Origin of the sequence: Flavobacterium sp. CLA17 (assembly GCF_013112255.2) — a bacterium.
GTDB classification, from domain to species: Bacteria; Bacteroidota; Bacteroidia; order Flavobacteriales; family Flavobacteriaceae; genus Flavobacterium; species Flavobacterium circumlabens.
Window position 1 is genome coordinate 1755793 of record NZ_CP068294.1, and the last position, 16787, is coordinate 1772579.

Consider the following 16787-nt stretch of genomic DNA (forward strand, 5'->3'; position numbering starts at 1 on the left):
TGTGTAAAAAGAACATTTGTTTTTTACCGCAAAGACGCAAAGATTTTTATTCAAGAATGCCTTAGAAAGCGCAAAGTTCGCAAAGCTTGACACAATATTGTCATTTCGACGAAGGAGAAATTGCACTCGTGACTCGACAAAGATGGCGATTTTGATTGTGGAGTTTCTTGCGGAGATTTACTTCGTCTGTTCGCTATCGCTCGGGTCTCCTTCGTCGAAATGACAAAACCTTCGGTTTTATGTCTTTGCCAGAGATTTATTCGCCGTAACCTTATAGATTTTTTAACTTAATGACATTAGCTTAGAGATGCCTTTTATAGAAACGGATAGTAATTTTTTTTTTGCGTTCTCTGTGGTAAATTTAAAATTTGAGACCTTTTAAATTATTTTTTTTGAGAATATACCGATTAAAAAACACAAACCATTCGATTGTTAAATCTATTATTATAAAGGTTAATTATTCCTATTATCATTTTTTTTGAAAGAAAAAATTGAGGAATATGTTTTTATTAAGTGTTGCGTGAACACTTTTACGAAATTGTCCCCTTTTATAAATGAATTTTTCCCTGTCGTAATACCGCGCTCTGTACTTAATTTGCAGTGTAAGTTGATAAACTATAACGTTTGAGTGCTAATGCTTTCTTTTTTTGTTCAGCGTAAGTCAACGAAAACAAACTAACCCATTATTGTAACCAAAAACAATTTAAACATGACCAGCATTTCAATTAAAATTTACCCCCCGGAAACCTTTCCTTATTGTAAAAAAAAGAGAGTAAGCTTATTTTGAGAAGCAGAATTGTAATCTTAAAATTAGGTATCCCTGCAATCATTTTGTCACCAACTCTAATTCACAAAAACTAACTTAAACCAACCCAATTAAAAAAAGTATGAAAAGAATTAAAACCAAATTTTTACTTTTATTACTCTTACTTCCTTTTTGTGTTTTTGCTCAGAACACCATTAGCGGAGTTGTTCTGGAAAAATCTACCAGACAGCCCATACCGGGAGTAAACATAAAAGTAGTAGGGGCAAACAGCAGTACCTCTACAGACTTTGATGGAAAATTTCAATTATCCGGAGTAAAAGCAGATAGTAAAATTACATTTTCCTATACCGGTTATACCAATCAGACGATATCGGTTGCCGGACAGAAAAACATAACGGTATCTCTTGAAGAAGATAATAATCAACTGAAAGAAGTAGTGGTTCAGGTAGGGTACGGAAGCGTTAAAAAGAAAGACGCTACGGGATCTGTTACCGCACTTACAACCAAAGACTTTAACAAAGGAAATAATATTACAACAGAAAACCTGCTTAACGGAAGGGTAGCCGGTTTAACCGTAAATTCAACGGGTGCTCCGGGTTCCAGTTCTCAAATCAGGATTCGAGGCGGAAGTTCGCTTTTTGCCAGTAATGACCCTCTTATTGTGATCGACGGATTGCCTCTTGATAATGCGACCAATACGGGTTCTTCTTCGTTTTTGGCCTCCTTAAATCCGGCAACTGTTGAATCGATAACGGTTTTGAAAGATGCATCGGCTTCTGCCATTTACGGTTCGCGTGCTTCAAATGGTGTTATTATCATCACGACTAAAAAAGGAAGCAAAACTTTATCGGTAGATTATAATGTACAATATGCTGCGGGAACGCTGACTAAAACGGTTGATGTTTTTAGTGCAGATGAATTTAGAAGTGTTATTGCAGACCGACGAAGCGATGATTTGAATAAACTGGGAACTGCCAATACCGACTGGCAAAAAGCCATTTACAGAAACACAGGAACGGTAGACCAGAGTTTAGCCGTTAGAGGAAGTTTATTTAATGTAATTCCAACAAGTTTAACACTGGGAAATACAGATCAGCAGGGATTGCGTTTAACCAATAATTTTAAAAGAAATACGGTTGGTTTGGTAATGAACCCAACTTTCCTGGACAATCATTTAAAATTGAGGCTTTCGGCCAATTATACCAACGAAATCAACCGATTTACAGATGCTGTTGAAGGCGCTGCGATTGGTTTTGACCCCACACAGCCCATAAAAGTGGAAGGTGCCCCTTACGGAGGTTATTTTGAATATACTACCGGAATTGATGCCAACGGAAATTATCCGTTAGTATCAACTGCAGCCAGAAATCCGGTTTCGCAATTGCTGAATACCAACGACAGAGGAACAAATGACAGGATTTTTGGAAATTTTGAAATCGATTATAAATTTCATTTTTTACCCGCTTTAAGAGCTGTTGTAAATGTTGGTTTTGATGAATCGAATGGAGAAAGAAGAAGAGTGGTTGGTGCTGATGCCGGTTCTGCTCCTTCAAACAACAACATTCCGTACGGGACAAATGAATATACGGAAGCCACCAGAAGAAATAAATTATTAGATACGTATTTAGTGTATAACAAAACTTTTAATGCATTGAATTTTGAAATGACAGGTGGTTATTCGTATCAAAAATTTCAAAGCTCCAAATTTGAAACGGGTAATATTTTAAACCCTGACTTACCCTCAACATTTCCTGAAACTACGCTGGATACAGATGTTGTTTTATTAGGGTTCTTTGCGAGAACAAATTTAAATTTCAGGGACAAATACTTATTGACTTTGTCTTACAGAAGAGATGGTTCATCCAGATTTGAAGAAGCGAATCGTTGGGGGAATTTCCCTTCTGTAGCTTTTGCCTGGAAAATCAAAGAAGATTTCTTTAAAGAAAGTACGGTAGTATCGGACTTGAAATTAAGATTAAGTTACGGTATTACAGGTCAGCAGGATATTCCGGAACCAAACGGATACCTGCAAAAATACCAGTTGGGCGGCGGAAATTCGGAGTATTATTTTGGAGACAGTCCAATTCCGGTGGCACTTCCATCCAAAAGAACAAACAATTTGAAATGGGAAGAAACTACTTCCTATAATGCAGGTCTTGATTTTGGTTTTTTAGACAATCGCTTGTCTGCCGGACTTGATGTTTATTACAAAGAATCGAAAGATTTATTAGTAAATGCAGCCATATCTGATGGTAGTAATTTCTCTAACCGTGTGTATCAAAACGTAGGAAGCTTTACCACAAAAGGGGTCGAGTTTACAATTAATACGAATGCGGTTAAAACAGAAAATTTCAACTGGAATATGAACTTTAATATTTCTAAATTCGAAAGAAGAATCAAAAATCTGGTAAACGGAAGCGATATCTTTTTAGGAGACAACATTGCAGGAACAGGAACTCCGGGTCAAATTTTCAGAGAAGGATATACACCGTATTCTTTCTATGTGTTCAAGCAATTATACAACAACGAAGGAAAACCAATTGATGGTGCTTTTGCAGATTTAAATGGCGATAATATTAAAAACGATTCCGATAAATACATCTACAATAATCCGGATCCTGATTTTACATTAGGATTTGCCTCCAATATGAATTATAAAAAATTCGATTTTTCATTTAATTTAAGAGCCAGTATCGGTAACCGGATTTTTAATGCCGTAGACGCCAGCAGAGCACAATATGATGCTATGGAAAACGGAGGGGTTTTAAGCAATATTCCTTCATCGGTAACAGAAACTAATTTTCAGACTACTTCAAATGTGGTCTTATCGGATCTTTATATTGAGAATGCTTCTTTCTTAAAATTAGACAACGTGACGTTAGGTTATACCTTAAACAACTGGCTGAACAGCAAAGCTTCGTTACGGGTATCAACAGGAGTTCAGAACGTTTTTGTCCTTACCAAATACAGCGGTTTAGATCCTGAAATTACCAACAACGGTGTAGACAAAACGATTTACCCAAGACAACGATCCATCTTGTTTGGTCTTAATCTTAAATTTTAATAACGATGAAAAAATATATTTTAATAACAATTTTAGCCTTGACTACCGTTTTTCAGTCCTGTACGGATGATTTAAACGTAGTTTCTAAAGATGATGACGTGCTTTCGTCTGATGTTTTATTTTCGACTCCGGACGGATATAAAAAAGTTTTCGCAGGCGTATACGGAAATTTAACTTTAACCGGAGTTCTTGGGCCTGATAATTCTTCGCTTGAAGGTGTAGATGCGGGAACGAGTCAGTTTACAAGATGTTTATTGTACCTGCAGGAATTAACGACGGACGAATTGGTCTGGAGTTATGAAAATGACGGAGGAACGGCAGAATTACAGCGTAATATCTGGACAGCGGCAAATCCTGTTATTTTAGGAATGTTCAGCAGAACGATGGTTTCGGTTTCGTATGCAAACGAGTTTTTACGTCAGAGTACACCCGAAAAACTAAGTGCAAGAGGCATTACCAATGGGGCAACTTTGGCCGATATAGCGCTTTGGCGCAAAGAAGTTCGTGTTTTAAGAGCCTATGCGTATTATAACATGATGGATTTATTTGGAAAAGCACCCATGTATACCGAAAATGATCCTGTAAATTTTACAGGACCTGAGTTTAACAGAAAACAATTATTTGATTTTGTTGAAACAGAACTTAAAGCGGTGTTACCGGATTTAAAAGCAGCCAGAACAAATGAATACGGAAGATTAGACCAATCTATGGCCCGTATGATCCTGGCAAAAATGTATCTGAATGCCCAGGTGTACATCCAGGCCGATCGTTTTGATGATTGTATTACCATGTGTAATGAAATCATTGCAGGCGGTTATACTTTGAAACCAAAATACCTGGACAATTTTAAAGCAGATAACAATACTTCTCAGGAAATCATTTTCGGAATCCAGTCAGATGGAGGGGTTTCTCAAAACTGGGGCGCAACCACTGTTTTAACCAATGGCCAAATTGGTGCCTGGGAAAACAATGGGGCTGATTTTGGAATTGGCGGCTGGACAGGAGCGCTTCGAATCAGAAAAGAATTTGCGCAGAAATTTGACGGTACAAAATTTAGCCAGGACACTAGAAATACCATAGGAAAAGGGGTTCAGGGCGATCCGGGAAAACAAAGATCGATTGATATTGAAGATATTGGCGTAAAAACACAGGGTTATATTTTATCTAAATTTTCTAATAAAACTTCGACAGGAGTTAGCGGCAGCAGTTCTACTTATGCGGATACTGATTTTCCATTGTTCCGGTTAGCCGATGTCTATTTAATGTATGCAGAAGCCACTTTAAGAGGCGGAAACGGGACACTTCCCCAGGCATTAAATTATGTAAATGCTTTAAGACAAAGAGCGAATAGTAATTCGACTGTTGGCAACATTGCTTTAAGCGACTTAACCCTTGATTTCTTAATTGATGAAAGAGCACGTGAATTACACTGGGAAGCACACCGAAGACAAGATTTAATCCGTTTTGGAAAATATACCGGAGGATCTTACAATTGGGCTTGGAAAGGAAATTCTTCAAAAGGAATTTCGATTCCGGCGTACAGAAGTGTTTTTCCGATTCCGGAAGGATCATTGGGAGCCAATAGAAATCTGACTCAAAACACGGGGTATTAAAACTTTTTTTAAACATAAACGATACGAAAAATGAAACATCTATATAAAATTTTTACAGTTATTGCCTTACTTACAGGACTTTGGTCTTGTGAAAACGAAGAGAATTTGATGATCTTAGCCCCTCAGGAAGCAGCTTTCTCTGTCATTACACCTGAGAATGGTTCTTCGACTATTTTAAACAAAGATACCCCTAACAATACCGCACTGACTTTAACCTGGGAAAAAGTGAACTACGGAACTCCAACAATTGTTACTTATACCGTACAGTTTGCAGCCAGTAATACGGAATTTGCAGCACCGCTCGATGTTACAACTTCTACAACTACTCATGCCACTATTACAGTAGCAGAACTGAATGCAAAAGCACTGGAACTGGGGCTTACGGCTGATGTAGAAGGAACAATCGATGTTAGAATTAAAGCAACGGTTGGAACAACGCTTTCAGAACCAAAACTTTCTACACCCATTACAATTGCACTAACTCCTTACCGAGGCGTATTTCCGAGAATTGATTTGTTTTTGGTAGGTCCCGGTACGGCTGCAGGATGGAGTGTAACGAGCAACAATATGCCAATTTACAGAGATACAAAGGAAAATGCCAAGTTCTATTATACCGGATATTTTAATAAAGATGGTTTTAAATTAATCGAACAAATTGGTTTCTGGGCACCGGCTTACGGAACAAATGGGGCGAAAGTACAATACAGAGCAACAGAAGGTGATACGGATCCGGGTGTATTCCCAACAACAGCTTCAGGTTATTATAGTTTTGAAGTTAATCTTGAAGAATTAACCTATAAAATTACACCGTATACAGGACCAATGACCACGTATGCAACAATTACCATGACTGGTTCTGTATTGACCGGAGATGACACGGGTTGGAGTACAGATGTTCCGTTGGTTCAATCAGCATTTGATGCCCATATCTGGAAAGTGACTCAAACTTTAAAAGCCGGAAAAATGAAATTCAAAGCAAATGGCGGATGGGATGTAAGCTGGGGTGATAATGGCGGAGATATTATTGTTGAAGCTGGAAAATACGAAATCTGGTTCAATGACTTAGACGGCCGTTATATGTTCATATCAACTCCATAATTGAATTTAAAAAATAAGAGAAGCCTCAGTAAACTTATTTTGAGGCTTCTTCTTTACATAAAAAAGAGGCTTATTTTTAAATTCAAAACTTACTAATTATCATGAAAAAATATATAAAAATTCTTGGGGTATTGGCTATCACTGCCATTCAGTTTTCGTGCTCAGGTAATGATGCAGCAGAGACAGAATCGGTAAACCCGCCGGATGCAAATGATACTTTTATCAGAGCATCAGATGTTTCTTTTCTTCCTCAAATGGAATCTTTGGGAACTAAATTTTACAGCAACGGCAAAGCCGAAGGAATGTTGACCACACTAAAGAACGCAGGCTGTAATACAGTCCGGATTCGTTTATGGAAAAATCCCGTAAATGGGCGTTCCGGTTTAAGCGAAGTAAAACAATTGGCTCAAAAAGCAAGACAGGCAGGACTTAGAGTCTGGCTTACTGTTCACTATTCTGACAATTGGGCCGATCCGGGACAACAAACCATTCCTGAAGAATGGAAAAATTTATCTTTCGCCGATTTAAAAACAGCCGTTACCAATTACACCTCAACCATAATTACAGAAATCAATCCGGATATTATTCAGATTGGTAATGAAATCAATAGTGGATTATTGTGGCCACAAGGAAATTTAATCAGTAACGAACAACAATGTATCGCTTTATTAACTGCTGCCAGCGCAACAGTTCGCAGTAAAGCGCCCAACACCAAAATAATGATTCATTATGCAGGTGTAAATGGCGGAGGTACCGATTGGTTTTTTACCAAAATGAAAAGTATTGATTACGACTATATCGGGCTATCGTATTACCCGGTCTGGCATGGTAAAGATTTAACGGAAGTGAAAAATACCATTGATGCGTTAGGACAAAAATTCAGCAAAAAAGTCCTGATTGCAGAAACCGCTTATCCTTTTACCTTATTGCACAACGATCAGACTAACAATATTGTAGGAACAAGTGATCAGCTGGTACCCGGATATCCGGCAACTCCGGCCGGACAAAGAACTTTTGTTACGGATATTAAAAACATAGTAAAAACATCCCAATTTGGACAGGGATTTGCGTATTGGGGAGGGGAATGGGTGGCTTTTAAAGGACCACAATCGACAAGTGGTTCAACATTCGAAAATCAGGCTTTATACAGTTTTGATAACAATGCTCTATCCGTAATGCAAGCTTTCAGTAAAGAATAAAACATGAAAAAATCACTTAAAATTGTATCTTTTTTGATGCTAACTGGCCTTGCCTTTACTTCTTGTAAATCAAAAATGATTAGCGAAAAAAACTCCTTTTCAAACGGAGCAGATGTAGGCTGGCTGCCACAAATGGAAGCTACAGGCTATAAATTTTATGATGCAGACGGTTCTGAAAAAGACTGTCTGCAATTATTAAAAGACCGTGGTATAAATACCATTCGTTTGCGCGTTTGGGTAAACCCGAATGACGATAAAGCCAGCGGACACTGCAGCCCGGAAGAAACAGTTGTCATGGCCGTTCGCGCGCAAAAAATGGGAATGCGTATCATGATCGATTTTCATTACAGCGATTCCTGGGCTGATCCCGGCAAACAAAATAAACCCGCCGCATGGGCAAAACATTCTTTTCCGGAATTGTTAACTGATGTATACCAGCATACTTATGACGTTTTGCAACTGCTGAAAAAAGCCGGAGTAACGCCGGAATGGGTTCAGGTTGGAAATGAAATTCCGGGCGGTATGCTTTGGCCGGAAGGCAGTACCGATAATTTCAGTCAGCTGGCACAATTACTGGATAAAGGATACGAAGCCACCAAAGCGATCGACCCCAAAATTAAAGTTATTGTGCATCTGGACGAAGGAAATAAAAGCGAAAAATTCAGATGGTTTTTTGATAAAGCGACTGAAAATAAGGTGAAATATGATGTGATTGGTTTGTCGTATTACCCGTATTGGATCAAAACCGATTATCAGAGTACTATTTTAGATTTGGAAAACAATTTGAAAGACATGGCTGCCCGATACCATAAAGAAGTGATGGTGGTCGAAGTGGGTGGTGATTATACTTTAGTCCAAAACACCAAAGAAATGCTGGAAGCGACTATAAAGGCGGTAAAAAGCGTACCCGATAACAAAGGTCTGGGCGTTATTTACTGGGAACCACAAGGCGAAAAAAGCTGGAGCGGTTATCAGCTTAACGCCTGGCTTCCTGACGGAAAACCTTCGCCGGCACTGGATGCTTTTAAAGAATAAATATTTCTTTTAATTAAAAATTAAAAATTACCATTAACATAATAAGTTTCATACAGATAAATGGTCTTAATAGTCTGGTGGTGAAAAAATAAAACAGAAAATGAAATTAATTTTTAAATCAATATTATCGGTAGTGCTGCTGATTTTATCGTCCGGAAAAATGAGGTCACAATCCAGTACGGTTCTTTTAAAAGAGAACTGGCGTTTTTCCAAAGAAGTAACAGGGGATGCTTTTGCGGTAGCTTTTGATGCTTCGAACTGGGAAAAAGTCAGTGTTCCCCACGATTGGGCCATTTACGGACCTTTTGATAAAGAATGGGACAAACAGGTTTCGGCCATTGAACAAAACGGAGAAAAAATTCCGACCGAGAAAACAGGTCGTACCGGAGCATTGCCGCATATTGGTACAGGCTGGTATCGTAATACATTTTCTCTTCCGGAGTTTAAAAAAGGAAAAAAAGCCCTTCTTATTTTTGAAGGCGCCATGAGTGAACCTCAGGTTTTTTTAAATGGAAAAAAGATAGGAAACTGGGGTTACGGGTACAGCTATTTTTATATTGATATCAGCAAAGATCTTATTGCGGGATCAGAAAATGTGCTGGCCGTAAAACTGACCAATATGCCATTTTCTTCCAGATGGTATCCCGGAGCCGGTTTATACAGAAAAGTGAGTATTGTGGTAAAAGAGGAGGAAAGCTTTACGCAATGGGGAACTTTTATTACCACTCCGGACATCAAAGAAAATAACGCTGTTGTAGATCTTAAAGCCGAAGTCAATGGCAGTAATTTGTCGATGGTAACGCAAATAAAAGATGCCGCTAATACTATAGTAGCAACACAGAAAGAGACAGAAATAAAAGACGGAAAATTTCATCAGACTATTACTGTTGCCCAACCTCATTTATGGAGTCCGGAAACGCCTTATTTGTATACAGCGGTAACCAAATTATACGCAGCTGACGGAACGTTAAAAGACGAACAAAGTATAAAATTTGGAATCAGATCTATTAAATACGAACCCCATATTGGCTTTAGCCTGAACGGAAAAGTGACAAAATTTAAAGGAGTTTGTCTGCATCATGACCTTGGGCCTCTTGGTGCTGCAGTAAACAAAGCAGCACTTCGAAGACAGCTTACGATTCTAAAAGATATGGGATGTAATGCGATTCGCAGTTCTCATAATATGCCTTCTTTTGAACAACTTGAATTGGCTGACGAAATGGGATTTATGTTTCTGGCGGAAAGTTTTGATGAATGGGCGAAGCCAAAAGTACAAAACGGATATCATCGTTTTTTTGAAGAATATGCAGAAAAAGATATTGTCAATTTAGTGAGAGCCACACGCAATCATCCGTGTATTGTCATGTGGAGCTCCGGAAATGAAGTTCCGGATCAATATGGAGCCGAAGGTTTGACCAGAGCTAAATTCTTGCAGGATGTTTTTCACAGAGAAGACCCTACGCGCCCGGTAACGGTGGGAATGGATCAGGTAAAACAGACTATGGCCTCCGGTTTTGGGTCTTTATTGGATGTGCCGGGACTGAATTACAGGGTTCACCTTTATGAAGAAGCTTACAAATCATTTCCACAAGGATTTATTCTGGGTTCAGAAACAGCTTCAACAGTGAGTTCAAGAGGAATTTATAAATTTCCTGTGGTACAGCAAAAAGAAAAACAATACGATGATCTTCAATGTTCGTCTTATGATCTTGAAGCGTGCAGCTGGTCAAATGTTCCTGATGAAGATTTTGTATTGCAGGATGACAAACCGTGGGTGATTGGCGAATTTGTCTGGACTGGTTTTGATTATTTGGGAGAGCCAACACCTTATGACGAAAAATGGCCCTCAAGAAGTTCTTATTTCGGAATTTCAGATTTGGCGGGACTTCCTAAAGACCGTTTTTATCTGTACAGAAGCAGATGGAATAAGCAGGATAAAACGCTTCATATCTTGCCACATTGGAACTGGAAAGGAAGAGAAGGAGAAATTACTCCCGTTTTCGTTTACACCAATTACGATAGCGCCGAGCTTTTTATAAACGGAAAAAGCAGGGGAGTGCAGAAAAAAAACAATTCAACTCCGCAAAACCGTTATCGATTAATGTGGAATGATGTGAAATATGAGCCCGGAACGGTAAAAGTGGTGGCATTTGATTCCAATGGGAAAATAGCTGCCGAAAGTGAGGTTAAAACGGCCGGAGATCCGTATAAAATTGTTCTCGAAGCAGATCGAAAAATCATTAAAGCCGATGGCGAAGATATTTCTTTTGTAACGGTTTCAGTAGTAGATAAAAACGGAATTCCATGCCCAACGGCGGTCAATGAATTACAATTTAAAGTAACTGGTGCTGCAACTTACAGAGCTGCATGTAACGGCGATGCTACATCATTAGAAATATTTCATGAAAATAAAATGAAGCTTTTCAGCGGTAAACTGGTGGTTTTGGTTCAAGCAGTCAAAAGTGCAGGGGCAATCCAATTGGAAGTAACAGGTAACGCTCTTGAGAAAGGGAAGATAAATTTAAAGGCAGAACGTTAACGATTAGAATTGCAATCATAAAAAAAATGATTTTTCTTTTCAGAATTACTTTTTAATATCCAGTTTTTTTGCTCAAATGAAATTAAAAGAACCAGAAGCTAAGTCCGTATGCCTTACTGTTTATGCGAAACGAGCAGATGAAAAAAAAAGGTATTATGCAGTTTCTTCATGTGTATAAATAGCTGTAAATCAAAATATACAATCAAGAGCGTCGGCTAAAAGTTTTAAATCTTCTAATAAGAGATTCGAATTTGCTGCTGTTAAGATCACGAAAAGCTACTCAGTTGAGTGGCTTTTTTGTTTTGATTGGTTTTTTATTTTAGCAACGTAGCTCAGCTGGATAGAGCACCTGTCTTCCAGACAGACGGTCGAAGGCCCGAATCCCTGTGCGTTCACATCAAAAGTAACTCAATTGATAGTGTTTTTTTCTGCCTTTGAAGAAGTAGTTTTGTATCGTTCTGTATAAAGTGATGATTAGAACTACAGGAAACAATGGAATTAAAATTTAAGACGTTTATATCTATAGTAGTTGCTTCTCTGTTAGCATCCTGTAAACTGTACTGGTAAGAAAGCTTTAGGGTTACATAAAGGAAGTATCAAACTATAAGACTTTTTTTAGTGCTATATTTTTAACTGAAGTTGCGATTTTCAAGGCTATTTCATCCATTTGAGCATATCTCCTGCGGTATAACGCACGTTTATGTGATTTGAGCTCTTCAATTGATTTGCGTGACGGTGACAAAGGCAGTTTGAACCAGCCTTCACTGTTTTGCTGTCCCCCTGATTCATTCCAGATGGAATCATAATCAAATGTTATGGTATGCAGCGAGGGAAGATGAATAGCATGCTTGCGACGATAAGCGTGAATGGAATCTCCTGCACCATAAACATTAATGCACCCCAGTTGTCTGGAAAATTCTTGGATTGCAAAAATGATGAGCGATTTTGGACGCAGTCCATTTAACAGTTTTTGAGCTGTTTTTGATGAATTCTCCCTATTTTGTTTAATGCCCTGAATACAGCCAATTCTGCAAACCCATTGTTCAAATGCTACTTCTTCAAAGGATAAAGCAGCAGCTACAATTCTTCCTCCAAGCTGACTGCATTCAAAAGAAAAAACCAATTCACCTTCTTTACGGAATCTTTCGTCATAACCCAGTGTTAACGATGCTTCAATTGTATAAGTGAGTTTGAAATGAGCTATTTCCAACATTTTATTACCGTTAATTACCTGTTTAAGTGTTTCGCCTTTACCCATAATAAACCGATAGGTATCGCAGATTACTTTTACTTTTTGTTTTTTCGTCCATTGGGTTGACATGTAGACTCTATAGGGTTTCAGATAAATTCTCCTGCGATGTTCAGTGATAAAAGAAAAATCAGGTGACTTTAGAATTTGATACCATTTTGCTGTAAAGCAGGGATTGGTAAGGGCACCAAAGAAACTTTTTAATTGTTGTTTTCTTCGATAGCTTTTTTTTTCATCTGCAAATGCAACAGCTGCATACAACCATCCCTCTATTGCAGCAGAAATGATTGGAATAGTAGTCACAATATTCATAAATGGGGCATCTGATCCTTTTAAATGTTTATTAAATTGATTTTGTTTTTTTTCTAACATTATTATTAATTGCTTTTTATTTGATTGACCTGACAAAGCTGTAAGTCTTAAGTTTTTTAGTAAATAACCATTTTATCAGTTGAAGGTTAAGAGTATGGAAATCAGCAAAAGAATATTGAACTGATTACTGAAAAATAGTAGTATGAATCACTGCTTATTTTAATTTCGTCGGGAATAATTTCTATAGTACCTCTCCAATTTGGGGTTAAAATTAAATCAAGTCTTATTTTGATTACATCAGGTTGTAATAACTGGTTTTAATTATGAAATAGATGGTAGATTTTCAATTTCTGCAGCAAATCCGAATAGCGGTTCAGTAGCGAAATAGCATTAAAATTTATTTGAAGGAACAGGAGAGTTCCTGTGACTGATACTGATTTAACAAACAACAATTACGTTACACTATTTTGGAATTTTGACATTTATAATTGTAACTTTTATTTCCAATAATGAACTGCCAAGGGCCATTTATTACAACAAACGGCCATTTCTTATAAGTAAAAAACTTTACAGCTATTATAGGATAACTTTGCGCTCGATTTAAAAAAAGCATGAAAATTTAAGCTGAATTAAATTAAAATTTTTTAAACATTTTAAATAAAATAATGAAAATGAAAAAGATACTATTTTTAAGCTTCGTTTTAGCTTTTATGTCTTGTTCTAAAGATGACAATGAAGCTGTTACAGAGCATACGAAACCAGGTTTGGCTGAAGAGACTGATTTATTAAGTGGCTATTCTTCTTTTGAAGTAACATTACCCGAGAATTTGAGGGAACTGACTTCAGCGGCCAATGCAACATTCGCTGTATGGCCCAGTATTTTCTTTTCTGCAAATGACGATAATACGATCGATGTGTACTGGGAGGGAAGCAACACGGCACTGAATGGGCACAGGCATTTTACAAAGATTTCATTGCAGAGTAGGCAGATAGTGGCAGAGAATCCTCTTCCGGCAGCGTTGAATCTCGGGAACACCCGCTTTTTGGGTTATGATAAAATCAGTGGCGGACGCTATATCATGGGAACATCTGATGTAAATCCGGATAATCAATTGCGAAAAAATCCGAAGCTTTATTGTTTCGACAGTAACGGGAGTGTAAAATATACTATAGATTTATGGAAAGACAGTAATCCGGAAAATATAGCAACAGGTCAGGCCGGACAGGCCATAATGACTTACAATAAAGCCGGAGATACTTTTGGTGTTTACATGGCACACAGGGCCGGAGGGCATCAGGCCGGCTGGTTGGGCTTCTATAAAGCCGAGACTGGCGAAAGAACTTTCCTGCGGGATTGGTATATTTCTCACAACTTCGATCAAAGGCTTCTGCCACTTCCCGATGGTCGTTATGTGGCACTTGCTCATGGTGATGCACTTCCTAAACGATCTTTGTTCGTAGAGGGCTGGGATGTTAATAAAGGGAGATTGAACTGGCTGAACTACTATGATATTCCCGGTGCCAGTGGTGAAAATAATACAAAATCATCCACGGGAGAGGTTATTAATTTACCCAATGGCAATCTGGCTATTGTGTATGCTACGCAAAGGGACCATAGTACAGAGAAAATAGTGAGAGATGTTCGCGTTGCTATTGTTTCGGGTATTGGAACAAGTGCACAGAAAGTAATTAAAGAAAATTGGTTAACCAGTTACGCTGCCGATACCGAAATTGATGAAACAGCAGGTTGGGGCATGCAGATTGGACGTTATTCTGACGATAAAATCTTTTTAGCATGGAATGTTTTTAAAACCCAGCAAAGTAATAAAATTCAAAAGACCACTTTTGCTTTGATAGACAATGAAGGAAATCTGCTAAAAACAAAAGATACCCTGGTGAATACTTCAAAAAAGGAAGGAATAAAAATGATTCAGCCGGCACAGACTATGAGAAGAACAAGTGACGGGAAGTATTTGGTTTTTCTTTCAGAAGGTTCTGAGTCTAATAAGCTTAGGGTTAATATGATGCCGGTAAAAAAATAAATAGGTTTGGATGAGATGTTGTTACAAAATAGCGATGTAACGAACTGAAAAAAAGAATATAAATTTATAAGTTTGAATAGTTAAGAGACGACCAACCGGTCGTCTCTTTTATTTTTGGGATTTTAAAAGCCTTAAAATGATTTTTGTTGTATTGAAAACGATGAGATAAATTTATCGAGACGATCACTTTTTATATTGCCTGAAAACTAAAAAACAGGTATTTATACTAGAAATAGCTATTGACTAAATAATTATTTTTACGTTGAAAATTCAAAGATTAGAAAAATGTAGTAAGATGAAACAGGCTGTCTTCGTTTATCATTAATCATCATGAATAAATGCTTTCACCAATCCGAATAGTTACTAATTGTATGTGCAAAGCTTTGTTTTGTAGAGGTACATGTTAGTCAACTGAACAAAACTGAAAAGGAAAAATATGAATATTCAGTCCGACCAAACGCGAGAGAATCAAATGCAATCGGTAGCAAATTCAGTTGCTCAAAAGGGGATTGGCGGCAAGTCTGCTTTTCAATTGGTGGATAACAGACCTGAGACTATTGTGCAAAGAAAATTGCAGGAAGCAATTAATAGTAGTTCTCAAGTGAAGAAATTGATGGCTTTTGATCAAAGGGTCAAAATAAAAAATCCTGCTAATCAGGTTGCCCAATTTAAATCTTCTCAAAATGAACCCATTCAACTTTTACGAACTGCTACTAGTTTTAATAAAGAAATTGAAGGAGCTGGCGGTGTTACAAGCAATATTTTTTTTAAAGCAATTACGAACGGCTTACTAAAATTTAAAAAGGCCGGACAACCCAAATCTATTAAAGGAAGAATGCTTCATAATATATATGAAAGTATTACAGGGCCTACTCAATCAAGTTCTACTAATAAATTAAAAGCATTAGATACTATAGAACATTCCGCTTATAGGTTTTTGAACATAAATGTGGGAAGAAATACTCCTGTATCTACTCAATTAAGGCTCTTGATTGAAAATTTGTTGGATGAAGTTCAGCAAGAACATCAGAAAATTATTTCTACAGAAATAAGTAAAGGCAGGGTTCCTTACTTCCGTGGTGAGGAAGCTCTTTCTAAACAACAGTTGGCACAAACACATCAGGACTGGCGTAGTATCGTAGCCGGGACAGGTTCTCTTGATATCAATAGTGCTACTGCTGAAGATAAGAATGAGAAGCCTAAAGGTTTTTCTAACGAGATTTTTAGTATGTTGCACCGTACGATGGGAAGTGCAGGAGGACGTGAACTGGTTCATTCTATTAACAGTGACGACAAGGCAGTCAAAGTTTATCCAAAGCATCCATTATCCATTGCGATGATGGGAGGTGGAGGGACAGTTGGAGAAACGCAGGCATTAGCAACTGGTACTTTAGCTGCTCCTGTTGCAGGCCCTAAACAGGATTCAATACTAAGAGTAGAACCTGGTATGACTGACACTCAGTATCCTAGTAAAGATGCGGATGGACGAGCTATCCTATCTCCTGCATGGTTATTGTTTGCTCATGAGTTGATTCATACAAGGCACAATCAATTAGGCATGAACCATCGCAAGCTTGATGGTGCTAATTACGTTTCAGGAATGCCCCACGAAATGTGGAGCAATGCAGAAGAACATGCCACGATTGATCTTGGCGTTCCGGGAACTAATATAACTGAAAATAGTCTGCGAGCTGAACATGGACTTTCCAAAAGAATAGGACATGGATAGACAGGAAATTGTAAAACGATTTATTATGGCAATGGCAATAGTTTTCTGATAATAATACACGAAACGCTCCTAACTGCACCTAAAAAAGCGACCATAGTATATGAAGTTTCCAGACTTCTTACCACTTGTAATATTTTTTTT

Annotated in this window: 9 protein-coding genes and 1 tRNA gene; 9 read left to right on the forward strand and 1 reads right to left on the reverse strand. The window is 37.8% G+C overall.

Going from position 1 to position 16787, the window contains the following annotated elements; translation table 11 throughout:
• Positions 1-887: 887 nt before the first annotated feature.
• The 7 genes from HAV12_RS07735 to HAV12_RS07765 all read left to right on the forward strand — a co-directional run bounded on the left by HAV12_RS07735 (position 888) and on the right by HAV12_RS07765 (position 11705).
• A complete protein-coding gene (locus HAV12_RS07735; protein WP_171569142.1) occupies positions 888-3830 on the forward strand; it encodes a SusC/RagA family TonB-linked outer membrane protein in 2943 nt (980 codons plus the stop codon).
• Positions 3831-3835: 5 nt separating this feature from the next.
• On the forward strand, positions 3836-5443 hold the full coding sequence (locus HAV12_RS07740; RefSeq protein ID WP_171569143.1) for a RagB/SusD family nutrient uptake outer membrane protein: 1608 nt from the start codon (positions 3836-3838) through the stop codon (positions 5441-5443).
• Between the two features lie 30 nt (positions 5444-5473).
• A complete protein-coding gene (locus HAV12_RS07745; RefSeq protein ID WP_171569144.1) occupies positions 5474-6541 on the forward strand; it encodes a SusE domain-containing protein in 1068 nt (355 codons plus the stop codon).
• Positions 6542-6642: 101 nt separating this feature from the next.
• Positions 6643-7740 carry a glycosyl hydrolase 53 family protein gene (locus HAV12_RS07750; protein ID WP_171569145.1) on the forward strand — a complete coding sequence of 366 codons (1098 nt, stop codon included), beginning with the start codon at positions 6643-6645 and terminating at the stop codon, positions 7738-7740.
• Between the two features lie 75 nt (positions 7741-7815).
• The gene (locus HAV12_RS07755; RefSeq protein ID WP_240345246.1) at positions 7816-8775 is read left to right on the forward strand and encodes a glycosyl hydrolase 53 family protein; all 960 of its coding nucleotides are present in this window, start codon (positions 7816-7818) and stop codon (positions 8773-8775) included.
• A gap of 100 nt (positions 8776-8875) precedes the next feature.
• The gene (locus HAV12_RS07760; protein WP_197984777.1) at positions 8876-11314 is read left to right on the forward strand and encodes a DUF4982 domain-containing protein; all 2439 of its coding nucleotides are present in this window, start codon (positions 8876-8878) and stop codon (positions 11312-11314) included.
• A 322-nt stretch (positions 11315-11636) separates the two neighbouring features.
• Positions 11637-11705 (forward strand) — tRNA-Gly (locus HAV12_RS07765).
• Between the two features lie 210 nt (positions 11706-11915).
• Here the strand turns inward: HAV12_RS07765 and HAV12_RS07770 are convergent.
• A complete protein-coding gene (locus HAV12_RS07770) occupies positions 11916-12935 on the reverse strand; it encodes a DUF535 family protein (protein ID WP_171569146.1) in 1020 nt (339 codons plus the stop codon).
• A 611-nt stretch (positions 12936-13546) separates the two neighbouring features.
• Here HAV12_RS07770 and HAV12_RS07775 point away from each other — a divergent pair.
• The gene (locus HAV12_RS07775) at positions 13547-14917 is read left to right on the forward strand and encodes a hypothetical protein (RefSeq protein WP_205423354.1); all 1371 of its coding nucleotides are present in this window, start codon (positions 13547-13549) and stop codon (positions 14915-14917) included.
• A 436-nt stretch (positions 14918-15353) separates the two neighbouring features.
• The gene (locus HAV12_RS07780) at positions 15354-16646 is read left to right on the forward strand and encodes a M91 family zinc metallopeptidase (RefSeq protein WP_171569148.1); all 1293 of its coding nucleotides are present in this window, start codon (positions 15354-15356) and stop codon (positions 16644-16646) included.
• Positions 16647-16787: the final 141 nt, after the last annotated feature.

Coding starts and splice junctions, on each gene's coding strand:
- HAV12_RS07735 (WP_171569142.1), top strand. CDS start 888: ATGAAAAGAATTAAAACCAAATTTTTACTTTTATTACTCTTACTTCCT.
- HAV12_RS07740 (WP_171569143.1), top strand. CDS start 3,836: ATGAAAAAATATATTTTAATAACAATTTTAGCCTTGACTACCGTTTTT.
- HAV12_RS07745 (WP_171569144.1), top strand. CDS start 5,474: ATGAAACATCTATATAAAATTTTTACAGTTATTGCCTTACTTACAGGA.
- HAV12_RS07750 (WP_171569145.1), top strand. CDS start 6,643: ATGAAAAAATATATAAAAATTCTTGGGGTATTGGCTATCACTGCCATT.
- HAV12_RS07755 (WP_240345246.1), top strand. CDS start 7,816: ATGATTAGCGAAAAAAACTCCTTTTCAAACGGAGCAGATGTAGGCTGG.
- HAV12_RS07760 (WP_197984777.1), top strand. CDS start 8,876: ATGAAATTAATTTTTAAATCAATATTATCGGTAGTGCTGCTGATTTTA.
- HAV12_RS07770 (WP_171569146.1), bottom strand. CDS start 12,935: ATGTTAGAAAAAAAACAAAATCAATTTAATAAACATTTAAAAGGATCA.
- HAV12_RS07775 (WP_205423354.1), top strand. CDS start 13,547: ATGAAAAAGATACTATTTTTAAGCTTCGTTTTAGCTTTTATGTCTTGT.
- HAV12_RS07780 (WP_171569148.1), top strand. CDS start 15,354: ATGAATATTCAGTCCGACCAAACGCGAGAGAATCAAATGCAATCGGTA.